The sequence below is a fragment of the Candidatus Binatia bacterium genome, from assembly GCA_023150935.1.
GTDB lineage: Bacteria > Desulfobacterota > Binatia > HRBIN30 > HRBIN30 > JAKLJW01.
In genome coordinates this window covers 14620-26929 of the sequence record JAKLJW010000017.1, presented here as the reverse complement: position 1 = coordinate 26929, position 12310 = coordinate 14620, and the positions used below count along the sequence as shown (strand labels likewise).

At 66.9% G+C, this 12310-nt stretch carries 10 protein-coding genes; 2 read left to right on the top strand and 8 right to left on the bottom strand.

All coding sequences use genetic code 11. From position 1 onward, the window contains the following. The first annotated feature begins 66 nt into the window (after window positions 1-66). The gene (locus tag L6Q96_11695; GenBank protein ID MCK6555222.1) at window positions 67-1272 is read left to right on the top strand and encodes a hypothetical protein; all 1206 of its coding nucleotides are present in this window, start codon (window positions 67-69) and stop codon (window positions 1270-1272) included. A gap of 586 nt (window positions 1273-1858) precedes the next feature. On the opposite strand, the gene L6Q96_11690 is transcribed toward L6Q96_11695, so the two are convergent. From L6Q96_11690 to L6Q96_11655, 8 genes are all read right to left on the bottom strand, one after another. After that, window positions 1859-2443 (bottom strand): riboflavin synthase, encoded by a 585-nt coding sequence (locus L6Q96_11690; protein MCK6555221.1) that lies wholly within the window; start codon window positions 2441-2443, stop codon window positions 1859-1861. 181 nt (window positions 2444-2624) lie between these two features. Further along, the gene (locus tag L6Q96_11685; protein MCK6555220.1) at window positions 2625-5192 is read right to left on the bottom strand and encodes a BatD family protein; all 2568 of its coding nucleotides are present in this window, start codon (window positions 5190-5192) and stop codon (window positions 2625-2627) included. 5 nt (window positions 5193-5197) lie between these two features. Further along, window positions 5198-6181, bottom strand: a complete 984-nt coding sequence (locus L6Q96_11680) for a tetratricopeptide repeat protein (GenBank protein MCK6555219.1) — start codon at window positions 6179-6181, stop codon at window positions 5198-5200. After that, window positions 6178-7233: a VWA domain-containing protein gene (locus L6Q96_11675; protein MCK6555218.1), complete on the bottom strand. Its 1056-nt coding sequence runs from the start codon at window positions 7231-7233 to the stop codon at window positions 6178-6180. The genes L6Q96_11680 and L6Q96_11675 overlap by 4 nt, the downstream gene beginning before the upstream one ends. Beyond that, window positions 7233-8228, bottom strand: coding sequence for a VWA domain-containing protein (locus L6Q96_11670; GenBank protein MCK6555217.1), 996 nt, complete (start codon window positions 8226-8228; stop codon window positions 7233-7235). Before L6Q96_11670 ends, L6Q96_11675 begins: the two co-directional genes overlap by 1 nt. Then, entirely contained in the window at window positions 8215-9315 is a 1101-nt protein-coding gene (locus tag L6Q96_11665) for a hypothetical protein (GenBank protein ID MCK6555216.1), read from the bottom strand. Before L6Q96_11665 ends, L6Q96_11670 begins: the two co-directional genes overlap by 14 nt. An 18-nt stretch (window positions 9316-9333) precedes the next feature. Next, complete coding sequence (locus L6Q96_11660; protein MCK6555215.1) at window positions 9334-10209, bottom strand: DUF58 domain-containing protein; 876 nt, start codon at window positions 10207-10209, stop codon at window positions 9334-9336. A 141-nt stretch (window positions 10210-10350) separates the two neighbouring features. Continuing rightward, window positions 10351-11340: a MoxR family ATPase gene (locus tag L6Q96_11655; GenBank protein ID MCK6555214.1), complete on the bottom strand. Its 990-nt coding sequence runs from the start codon at window positions 11338-11340 to the stop codon at window positions 10351-10353. A gap of 278 nt (window positions 11341-11618) precedes the next feature. On the opposite strand from L6Q96_11655, the gene L6Q96_11650 reads away from it, so the two are divergent. After that, window positions 11619-12272 carry a Uma2 family endonuclease gene (locus L6Q96_11650; GenBank protein ID MCK6555213.1) on the top strand — a complete coding sequence of 218 codons (654 nt, stop codon included), beginning with the start codon at window positions 11619-11621 and terminating at the stop codon, window positions 12270-12272. The last annotated feature ends 38 nt before the right edge of the window (window positions 12273-12310 follow it).

Sequence of the window (12310 nt, the reverse complement as noted above, 5' to 3'; positions counted from 1 at the left end):
CCCGCTTGCTCATCCTTCTGCTGGGCGTAAGCTGCAAAGTAAGGCAGGACGAGAAGGGAGAAGGCCATGCAACCAGCGTTCAGGAACATCCTGTTTGTGGTGGTAGCGGCCGGACTTTTCACGTTATCCGGCTGTGGGGACGACGACGGCGTACCGGTCCCGCCGGAGCCGGGGGCCTGCGGCAACGGCGTTGTCGAGCCCGGCGAGGACTGCGACGACGGCGGCATCTGTATCGGCGGCAATCTGGCCGGTAGCGGATGTACGTCGAACGGCGCCTGCGGCGGCGACGCCCAGCCGGGTGTGTGTCTGGCGGGAACCAAAGTCGGAACCGCTTGCGACGACGACGGCGACTGCCCGGGCAGCATGTGCGACCGCTGCGTGACCTTCGGCGGCGACGGGTGCGCCGCCAACTGCACCTTCGAGACGGAAGTGGCCTTTCCTCTGGTGCCCGGAGTCGCCATTCCGGGCGGTATTCAGCCCGGAACCAGCGGGGTGATCACCTACGGGCAAATCGTTGCGCGCCTGCCCATCCCACTCTCCGGCGATCAAACGCTGACGATCGGTAAGGAACGCGACGGGGAGATTCCGGCCGTCATCAAGGCCGACAGCGTCGTCTTTCCGAAGGTTCAGGTGGCGACGCTCGCATGCGCATGCGTGCGCGGCTTCGCGGCGAAGACCTGCGGTGGCACGATTTTCGAGGCTGACGGTACGCCGTCGCCGTTGTGCGGGGACGGTATCGTCAGTCCGACCGTGTGCCCGGCGGCCAGGCCCTGCACTTTCGTCAACGGACCGGGGAACAGCGCGGCCGGTGTGATCGGCTGTGGGGGACTCGATGCGATCGATTCGGTCATTACGCAGGACTGTCATCCCGACGGGGGCGGGCCGGCCGAGCCGCGGGAGATCGCGCTCTCGGGCGCGGGTCCGTCGGGCTCGGCTCGACTCATGAACACGATCCGCATCGGCACGCAGAGCGGTTTGTGCACGCCGACGTTCTGCAGCGACAGCGATCCGGTGGAGGTGCGCGGGACGCCGGTGACGCTGCCCTACGTGACCGGTAGCACGTCGGCGACGGTGTTCCACGCCGGCGCCGTTGGCGGGCCGCAACTGGGGCCGCAGGGAGCGACGGGCGGAGTGTTCCAGTGCGCCGCACTGACGCAGTCGCCGCCGAGTGCCGCCGGCGCCAACCTGGCGGCGTCGTTCACGTCGTGCGCATCGGCGCTGGGTGACGTCGTGCTGACCAACAATCTGGTGGCGGGCGTACCGCACGAGTGACGACGCCTCGATGCCGGGACTCACGTCTTCCGGACTTCGTTGCGCGGCAGGACGATTCCGTACGTCATGCCCGCGAAAGTCGGCCTCCAGCACTTCGTCTGATGCTGGACCCCGGCTTTCGAGTCTGTCGATAAACTCCCGTTCACCCTTCGACGAGCCTAGCGCGGGCTGGCGCCCGCAACCCATCGCCTGACCAGCAATGCCTATGGGAGGGCGAGGCTCCAGCCGAGCCGCAACGGTCTGACGACGGCTGGGCTGGAGCCTCGCCCTCCCCATCTGAATTCTGCGCACCACGGCAAGACTTTCGGCGATAGTAGTTCAGGGTGAGCGTGGAAAAACGCAATGAAATCAATTTCACCACCGCTCAGGCTGAGCTTGTCGAAGCCGGGTTTGGCCGTTTATCGACGGACTCTTTCGCCGAGGTGACAATCCCGTCCGGTCCGCGTGACTTGCGGGCGAGACTCGCCGTGACGAGCCGTCCCGCGTTGACGGTGTCTCGAAGGGCGAGTTCTTGCCGCACGCCTGCCGCCGCCGCAAGCTGACGTGGCGGAGCTGCCGCGTTCGGGGCAGCGCCGATGGTCTGCGCTCAGGTGTCGCGTTCGCGCACCAACTGCTCAACGTAGCGCGCGATGATATCGGTCTCGATGTTTACTGTGTCCCCGGGACGCTTGCGGTTCAGGTTGGTGTGTTCTTGCGTGTACTGCACCAGCGACACGGCGAAGCTGTCGGCGGTCTTGTCGATGATCGTCAGGCTGGCGCCGTCGATGGCAACCGGCCCCTTGACGACCATGTAACGCAGGAGTTCGGGCGGGGTTCGAAAACGGGCGACAATCGCATCGGCCTCGGGCGTGAACGACACGACCGTTGCGCGTCCCTCTACGACGCCGCGTACGATGTGCCCGCTGAGACGGTCCATCGGCCGTACGGACCGTTCGAGGTTGACCCCATCCCCGGCCTTCAGGTCACCGAGGTTCGACCTCCGGTAGGTCTCGGGCATGACGTTGGCCGTGAACGTATTCTCATCCACCGCGGCTACGGTCAGGTCGACGCCGTTGATGGCGATCGAGTCGCCCAGTCTGGCATCTGCAAGCACCAGCGGACCGCGAATCCGCAGCACGCCGTCCCGCGCATCTACTACTTCACCAACTTCTTCGATGATTCCGGTAAACATGTAGACCCTCGTCGGATTTCCTGATGGCAGATTTCGGTAGGGTGGGCAATGGAGGAGCGCGCGAGGGCGTGAGTGTCTGGGGGCTTGGGCGCTAACAGGCGGGCAGGTGCCCGCCGGGGAACCATGCCGGCACTGTAGTGTTAGCGCCTATGCCCCCAAAGGCCCTCAAGCCCGCACGCCCTCACGCCCCCGCCCCGGCCACCTTGCCGCTTTCCATCCAGCCGCGACGGCCGTCGCAGCGAGTTACCTGCAGCCAACCGTCGCGCTCGCCGTCTATGCGCAGCAGCGTGCCTTCGCGAACGGAGAAGTGGACGGTTCCGGTCGTTGTCGGCTCGAAGCGCACGGGAGTCTCGCCCTGAGCGACGACCACCGCCGCCGGGCCTCCTCTCGCCACCTCACGATAGACGGCATTAGCGCCTATCCACACGGCCAGGAGGCCGAGCCCGCCCCCGCACCATGCGATCCAGTTGGGACTCCACGGCAACAGGCGCCGGAGAGCGAGCAGGAGAAAGGCGCCGGTATAGGCCCCGAGTGCGGCATAGATCAGCGCGTTGCGCGTCGCGCGGTCGACGAGAGGAACCGCGAGGCGTTCCCAGAGCGGCGGGGTGCAGGGCTCCACGCCGGCCAGTGACTCGGCATAGGCGAGGTTGGCGAGTACGTCGGGGTCGCGGGGAGCGAGGTTGCGGGCGCGCCGATAGTTGAGAATGGCGCGGCCAAGATCGCCGCTCTTGAAGTAGGCGTTGCCGAGATTGAAGTAGAGGGCGCTGCTCGCATGCCCGCTGCCTTGCACCTGCTCATAGGCGGCGATCGCACGGTGGTAGTCGCCAGTGCGGTAGGCACTGTTGCCCTCGAAGAAGGCGGTTTGCGGCGTTGCCGGGTCGGAACCTGCCGCGACCGCGCCCGGCAGGGCGGTGCCAAGGCCGGCGGCAAGGACGATCGCGCCGAGGCGGGACGCGCCGCCGTACGTGCGCGCGCGTTCGAGGCGCCTGACGATATCCTGCGCCGTGGACAGTAAACTTTGCATGTCGGCCGCGCCGGCGGCCGCGGCGAAGCGGGCCTGTTCGCAGCTTGCGAACAAGACTCGCAGCCGCTCGATGGTTTCGGTATCGACCCCCCGGGCGGCTATCGCCTCGAGATCGACCGCGCCGGGAGGCAGCTCCAGCTTGGCGGCCAGGAAGCTCTGTACGGTGCGGAACGTCGTGTCGTAGAACTCGGCGCGGTTCTGCGCGGCCGCAGCGGCGGCGGCTGCCGCCAGGCCGGCGCGCGCCTCGCGGCCGGCGCGAGAAAAGCGTGCGTAGCGCGGATCGCCGTGCATCAGCCGGCGGTGGCGGTCGTAGTAAGCGGCTGCGCCGAAGATCGCGACCGGCACCGGGAGCCAGAGCAGTAGCCACGCATCCGGCCCCGGCGAGGTCGTCGGGAGCAGGTCGCCGGGAGCGTCCTTGATGTACACGATGTCGCGGCCAAGCTCTTCGACCGCGCGCGGTCGCGCCGACGGAGCGCCGGCGATTACCTGTGGCGTGGCCGCGCCGATTGACGGCCGGACGGTCAGAGCGATGGGTTCGCTCCGGGCGGTCCGGTACTGGCGCGTCTCCGGGTCGAAGAAACTGAACCGTACTGCCGGAACGGCGTTGACGGTCGGGCCGGTCGGAACCAATACCTGTTCCAGAGACTTCGAAGCGTTGGGGGGAGCGCGCTCGGATGCGGTTGTGCTGGGGTCGTAGGCCTTGAAGCCGGCGGTGTCGACGAAATGCGGCACGGCTTCTCCCAGGTAGCCGCTACCGGAGACGGTCATGCGCACGGTGACGGGGTCGCCGGCGGCGACCTCCGGCGGGTTTGCGGTGACTGCGAGGGTAAACTGGCCAACCGCCCCGGAGAAGTCCGTCGGGCGCCCGGCCTCGGGCAACGGTAGAACGGTGACCGGCACGGCATTGGAGTGCAATTCGGTGGGTCGCTTCTGCGAGAAGAAGGCGTCGTCGAAGAAGCCGCCGAAGAAGGGATCGTTCTGACCGCGGCCGCGCCGCCTTTCGAGCAGGCTCATGCGCATCGAGGCGGGCCCGATGGTCTGCGCCCCGGGGCGCAGCGGCACCACCGTCGTCCGGAAACGGACCACCTGATACGTCCGGCCGTCGATCGCCTGCTGTCGCTGGCTCGGCTCGGCGAACTTCTCGATCGCAAGGCCGCCGTCGGGCAACGTCGGGTATTGCACGTCGGTCACACGAACCGCGCCGACGTACAGGGTGACGTCGACGGGGAAAGGTTCGTTCACGTAAACCTGCGGTTTAAGTGTGGCCGCTTCGAGGCGTAAGGCCTGCGTGTCGGGGTCGTTGCCCGGTGCCTGGGGAGCGGTGCCGCCGCCGCGCGGGGGAGCGGCAGGCCCCGGGGCGCGGACCTGGACGGCGACCGTCTCGGTGGTTGCCGGGGTGTTCCCGTAAGAAACGGTAAAAGGCCCGATGTTGAACTGCCCGGGGCGCCGAGGAACCAGCGCAAAACGGTGCTGGACGCGTGCCGTGACCTCGCCGTTGACGATCGACACCTGAGTCGACGGACCCACGTAGCTGACGTCGAATCCGTCCAGGGTTCCGAGATCTGGCGGTGTGGTGTCCTGTACCCCCTCGATGGTGAGCGTCAACGTTGCCGTGTCACCCACGTCGAGGTCGCGCGGACTGACGTCGACGCTGACCGACACGGCGGCTACCGGCCGGGCGACAACGAGCGCGAGAACGATCGTCGCGAGCGCAGGGCGGAGCATGAGGTCTACCAGTCCTGGCGCGGCTCGGCGACTGCCGCTCCTTGCATGCGGCGGGCGATGTCTTCGGGCCTGAGCTCGTCGCTTCGAGCTGCGTCGAGCAGAGCCGCCGCCTCCGCCCGAGAGATTTCCTGACCGTCGCCGGCGGCCGTGGCGGCACCGCCGTTCTGGGAGGACCCATCCGACTCCGCGGCTTCGGCCTCGCCCTGGGCGGCGGCGTCCTCGCCTCGGCTCGACTCCTCGACGGGTTGGGGCTCGGGCGCTGCCGATTCCTCGCCCGGTTCCTGTGCGGATTCCCCGTCCTGCGGCGGCGCGGATTCCGGATTGTCGGCCGCCTGTTGGTCGCCGGTCTGCTCCTGCGGGGTCTGGTTCGGCGGCTCCCCCGGTTGCCGCTCGGGCGGTTGCCCGTCTGACTGTTGTTGCTCATCCGGAGCCGCCTGTTCCTGCGGCTGTTGTTCCTGTTGTTGCTCCTGATCTTGCTGTTCCTGTTGTTTCTTTTTCTGCTCTTCGATCTGCTTGCGCAGTTCGGCGAGTTTGCGGGTGACGAACTCGTAATTGAACTTGGCGTCCGCGTCCGCGGGGTCTATGCCGAGGGCGCGACGGTAACTGGCCAACGCGAGGGCATAAGCAGCGAGAGCCTCCTGCGGCTGTGTGGCGGCGAGGTCGGCGCCGCGACGGTAATGGCTGTTGCCGGCATTGTAGGCGGTGCGGGCTTCGCGTTTCGGATCGTCGCCGGCAGGGCGGACGCGTTCGAACGCGGCCAGGGCTTCGTCGAACTTGCCGGACTTGTACCGTGCCGTTCCCATGTTGAAGTTGAGCCGTGGCGACTCGGGATCGTCGACTAGCGCCTCGCCATAACGCTGCGTGGCTTCGTCATACTTGCCGGCGGCGTAGAGGCGATTGCCTTCGGCGACGCGATCCCGCTCGGAGTTGAGCCAGCCGAGTGACAGCAGTGCGAGCGCGGCGGCAATAAGGTGAGTTCCGCGTTTCATCGAGCCTCACGGCGGCGGCCCCGCCAGCGCCGGACCCGGGCGGCGGAGTGGGTCTTACGGCGCCGGCGGTCCCCGATCAGAGGTTCCACCAGAAGTAACAGCACGGCGAGCAGCAGCGGCCACTGGAACCGTTCTTCGTAGCGGCGTTGCATGGCGGTGTGCAGCTCGCGTTTGTCCATGCGCGCGATGTAGTCGCGATAGAGAATGGCGAGGCCAAGATCGGGGCCCTCGCCGTGTACGTAGGCGCCACCGGTGTCGGTGGCGATCTGCTGCAAGGTGTTCTCGTCGAGGCGCGACTTGACGACGTTTCCCTGGCGATCCTTGAGGAAACCGTCGCCCTCTCCGGTGCCGCCGGGAATCAGTTCGCCGGCCGTCGTGCCGATGCCGACGGTGTAGATCTTCACACCGCGTTCGGCCGCGCGCTTGGCCGCGGCGGCGACGTCTCCCTCATGATCCTCGCCGTCGGTGATGAGCACGAGGGCCTCGTGTTTGCTCTGGCGGGCCTCGAAGGCTTCGAGAGCCGTGTCGATCGCGGCGGCCAGGGCGGTGCCTCCCCTGGGGATTATGCCGGTGTGGACCGCGCGCAGGCTCGCGTCGAACGCGCCGTAGTCAACGGTCAGCGGACATTGGACGAAGGCGGTGCCGGCGAAGGCGACCAGGCCGATGCGGTCGCCCTGCAGTTCCCGTACGAGGTCGGTGATGGCAAGCTTGGCGCGGGCCAGGCGATTGGGTTTTACGTCGGTTGCCTGCATGCTGCGCGAAGTGTCGAGGGCGACGATGACGTCGACGCCCTCGCGACGGACCTCCTGCCAATGGAAGCCCCACTGCGGGCCGGCCAGGGCAAGCGCGATCAGGGCCACGGCGAGAACGCCAAGCGCGGCGCGCCAGCGGTAGCGGCGCAGGTCGAGTTCGGGCACGAGGGCAGGGAGCAATCGCGCCTCCGCGAAGCGTTGCAGTGCGAGCCGGCGGCGGCGCAGGGCCCACCACAGGAACCCCGCGAATACCGGCGCGAGCAACAACAGCCACAACCAGTCGGCGGCACGCCAGAGCATCACGGCAGCTTCCTCAATAAGGTGTTCCCCAGCCCGATCTCGACCGCGAAGAGCAGCAACGCCGGAATCGCCAGCCAGGGGTAAAGCTCGTCGTAGTCGAGGTAGCGCGGCGCAGTGAACGTTGTCCGTTCCATGCGATCGATCTCGTCGTAGATCGCCTTCAGGCTCGCGGTGTCGGTAGCCCGGAAGTACTTGCCGCCGGTCTTTTCCGCGACTGCCTGCAGGGTGGTTTCGTCGATGTCGACCTGGACCCGCTGGTAGACGGTGTTGCCGAAAAGGTCGCGTGCCGGATACGGCGCCAGGCCGCGGGTTCCCGCACCAATGGTGTACGTCTTGATCCCCGTGGCCCGGACGGCATCGGCGGCCGTCGACGGGGAGACCTTGCCGGCGTTGTTCTGTCCGTCGGTGAGGAGGACGAGCACCTTGCTCTTGCCGTCGGCGTCGCGCAGACGGGCCGCCGCGGTGGCCAGTGCCGAACCGATGGCCGTGCCGTCCTCGATCATGCCGATCCGGGCGCGATCCAGGTTGCCGAGCAGCCATCCATGGTCGAGGGTGAGTGGGCTTTGCGTGTAGGCCCGGGCTCCGAACAGCACCAGGCCGATGCGGTCGTTCGGGCGCCCTTCGACGAACTGCCGCACCACGTCCTTGACGGCGTCGAGGCGGTTAACCCGGCGCTCGTTGAGGGTGAAGTCCTCCGCCAACATGCTGCCGGAGATGTCGACGGCGAGCATGATGTCGATGCCTTCGCCGGTGTAACGACTCTCCGCCCGGCCCCGCTGCGGCCGGGCAAGGCCCACGACCAGCAGGACGAGGGCGATAACCCGGAGGGCGGGCAGGACCCAGTACCAGCGGCGGCGGCCGGCGATCTGGACATTGCGCAGGGTGCCGAGCGTGGGAAACCTCACGGCGGCCTGCCGTTCCGGGCGGTGCCACCCGCGGGCGACCAGCGGCAGAAGGGCGAGCAGCAGCAGTGCCCAGGGATCATGCAGCTGCACGGCGAGACTCCGGTAGGATGGCGGGACGCGTATCGTTGACGAATCGTCTGGCAGCTTCAAAGGCTGCGCCACTGGCCGCCAGGGTCGGCACGTGTCGGGCGAACTTGACGAGGTCCGCTTCGGCGAGGAACTCGCCCAACAGGCGCTTCTGCGGTGCGCCGAGGCGGCTGTCGCGGGCAGCCGCCGCGAGGAACTCCTCTGTGGTCATCTCCGGTGCGTGAACCGCGAAGCGATCTTCGAGGTAGCGGCGCACGATGGACGACAGCTCCACGTAGAACACTTCGAACCGTCCGGCGTCGGGCAGGCATTCGGCCTGGAGCCGCGTGAGGGCGGCAAGTGCGACTACGTCGGGCGGCAGCGGGGGTACCGCCCGGGCCCGGCGCGGCCGACCGAGCAACAGGAATAGCGCGGCGCCGATGGCGAGAACAACAACGCCGGTGCCGCCAACGAGCGCCATCGGGCGCCAGTCGAACGGAACCGCCTCGGGTCCCTTGATGTCGCGGATGTCGGCGCCCCCGTCCTCGCCGAGCAGGCTGCGGACGGTGACCTGAACTTCGTTTGCGGTGACGTCGTGCCACTGATCCCCTTGCCCGCGATAGCGAACCGGCGGGGCGGCGATCGTGTGGCTTCCGACGTCGAAGCTCCGCAACACATACCAGTGCGAGCTGGTTCCTCGCGGTCCCCCGGTTGGCGGCGGCACGTCCCCGAAGTCGACGATTTCGAAGTCGCCGAGCCGGCCGCTGAGCGCCGGAATCGACACCTGCGTGCCGGCCGCGAAGTCGACGGTCAAGGTGTATCGCAAGAGATCGCCGATGGCGGCCTCGGCGCGGTCAATCGTGGCGCGGACGTATACGGGGGCGACAGTGGGCGTCTGCCCCGAGGAGGCATGCGCGGGAATAACGGCGAGCAGTGTCAGAAACAGGAGCGAAAGCGGAGAAGGTACGATCGCCCCTCGGGCGCGCGGCGCGGCAAGCGCACGGACTGCTCTTGCCGGCAGGGGAGCGCGGCCAACCGTCAGGCGCCGGCGCGAGCCGGCGGGAGACATGACGAGGGCAGGGCGCGGCGACTTGCTCGATCGGTGTTCCATGGCCTCGGTTGCCGCGACTCAATGACGGCGTTCGCGCATTCGGAAAAAGCCGAGGAGAGCCTCGGCGTAGGGCCGGTCGGTCCTGAGCGCGATGGCGTCGACGTCGGCGGAGCGGAGCATACGGTCGCGTTCGGTGCGCGCCTCGGTAGCGCGGCGTTCGAACTCGCGTCGCAGTCGCGCGTTGCCGGTGTCGACCATGAGTCGATCGCCCGACTCGGCGTCCTCGAGCTCGATGAGTCCCACGTCGGGCAAACTCGAATCGCTCGGGTCGTCGAGCACCACGCCGACGACGTCGTGGCGGCGGTTGGCAAGCGCAAGTGCGGCACGCGCCGTCGGATCGAGGAAGTCCGAGATCACGAACGTCACGCAGCGCCGCTTGCTGACGTGCCCGAGATGCTCGAGCGCGGCGGCGATGTTCGTGCCACGACCGCGCGGCTTGAAAGACAGCACCTCCCGGATCACACGCAGCACGTGACGTGTACCCTTCTTCGGTCGCAGGGATAGTTCGATGTGGTCGCTGAACATCACCAGTCCGACCTTGTCGTTGTTGGTAATTGCGGAGAACGCGAAGACGGCGGCGAGCTCGGCGGCCATTTCGCTCTTGAGTTGCCTGACGGTTCCAAAGTGGGTCGACGCACTGGCGTCCACCAGCAGCATGACGGTGAGTTCGCGTTCCTCGACGAAACGCTTGACGTGCGGCACGCCGGTGCGGGCCGTGACATTCCAGTCGATGGTGCGGACGTCGTCTCCGGGCAGGTAGTGGCGTACTTCGGCGAACTCCATGCCGCGGCCCTTGAATACGCTGTGGTACTGTCCGGCAAAGACGTCGCTGACCAGATGGCTCGTGCGGATCTGGATCTTGCGGACGGTCTTGAGTTGCTCGGGGGTGAGCATGGGGGCCTGGGGTCTTGAGGTCCTGGGGTCTTGAGGTCCTGGGGTCTTGAGGTCCTGAGGTCTTGAGGTCCTGGGGTCTTGAGGTCCTGAGGTCTTGAGGTCCTGGGGTCTTGAGGTCTTGGGGTCTTGAGGTTCTGGGGGTTATGGGACTGGGATTCCTTCGAGGACGGATTTCACCACGGTTTCCGGGGTTACTTCTTCGGCTTCGGCTTCGTAGGTTACGATGATGCGATGTCGGAGGACGTCGGGGCCTATCGACTTGACGTCTTGCGGGGTGACGTAGCCGCGCCCGTTGAGGAAGGCGTGGGCTTTGGCGGCCAGCGTCAGGTAGAGGGTCGCGCGCGGCGAGGCGCCGTACTGAATCCAGCGCGCGAGGTCGAGGTCGTACGCCCCGGGGTCGCGCGTGGCGCAGACGAGATCGACCAGGTAGTCCTTGAGCTTATCGTCGACGTATATCTCGTCGACGACGGTGCGCAGCCGTTGCACGTCGTGCGTGGAGATAACCGGGCGGAGGGCGGCGGGGGGGCTCGTGGTGGCCATGCGATCGAGGATCTGACGCTCTTCGGCCTTGGACGGATAACCGACGGCGAGCTTCAACATGAACCGGTCGACCTGCGCTTCCGGCAGGGGATAGGTGCCTTCCTGCTCGATGGGGTTCTGTGTTGCCAGCACGAGGAACGGATCGGGCAATTGGTGGGTTTCGTCGCCGATCGTAACCTGGTGTTCCTGCATCGCTTCGAGCAGGGCGCTTTGCACCTTGGCCGGGGCGCGGTTGATCTCGTCGGCAAGGACGATGTTGGCGAAGATGGGTCCCTTCTTGGTGGTGAAGACGCCGTCCCGGGGGTTGTAGACCAGCGTGCCAATGACGTCGGCGGGAAGGAGATCGGGAGTGAACTGCAGGCGCTGGAAAGCGGCGTCGAGAGTCTGGGCGAGTGTCTTGACCGACAGGGTCTTGGCGAGGCCGGGGACGCCCTCGAGCAGAACGTGTCCGTTGGCCAGCAGACCGATCAAGAGACGGTCCACCAGATAGCGTTGGCCGACAATCACGCGGCCGATCTCTTCCCGCAGGCGATACAGGGCGGCGCTTTCTTCGCGTACACGTTCGTTGATCGCGGCGACTCCACCATCCATACGATTCGTTCTCCTCTGGGTGCGTCGTAGCAGTCCGAGGTCTTCCGCGCCTCGCTTCGGGGGCCAAGGTACGCTCGCGGCGAACCCCGCGGGTACCCGTGCCGCCCCGGGCGGTCAGCGGCGTGTGACTCGTGCGCTGCTCGACAAGCGTAGTTGTCTACCGACGGGCAGCCGGACTTTCAAGACTGCGGCCTGCGGCGAACCCGTCTTGCGCGGTTTCGTGCTTCCAATGCGGTACTGCCTCGCCCAGGCGAGCAGCGGGTGGTATACGACATCCCATGGACGCTCTTATCGAGCCGCTTATCCGGTCGCCCCGGTTGCCGCGCCTTCTCGATCAGTTGCGGTCCTACGCCGCCGAGGAGGCCGCGCGCAGGCAGCGCTTTTACGACGAGATGCGCGAAGACCGTAAGATGGAGTTCATCAACGGGGAGGTGGTGGTGCAGTCACCCGCGAGGGCCAGGCACATCGAGGTTACCGGGCGACTGCTGCGGCTTCTGGCGGCGTTCACGGCGGTGCACCGTGCGGGCCGCGTGTTTTCCGAGAAGGCGTTGGTTTGCCTGACGCGCAACGACTACGAGCCGGACATTGCGTTCTTCGGCCCCGAGAAGGCTGCGGGGATCACGCCGGATCAGATGAAATTTCCAGCGCCCGACCTGGTCGTGGAGGTTCTCTCGCCGACGACGGAACACATCGACCGTGGCGTCAAACTAGAGGACTATGCCGCGCACGGGGTGGCCGAATACTGGATCATCGACTCCGATGCCGAGGTGATCGAACAGTACCTGAACGACTCGAGCGGCAACTATCGTCTCGTGGGGCGCCGGGGCGAGGGCGACGTCGGCGCCACCGTCATCCCGGGCTTCACGATTCCCGTCCGCTCAGTGTTCGAAGAGGACGAGAACCTTCGCGTCTTGAGGGAGATCGTTGGCTAACAGCCGGAGCCAGGGGTTAGCTGCTAGCTGTTCGGGGG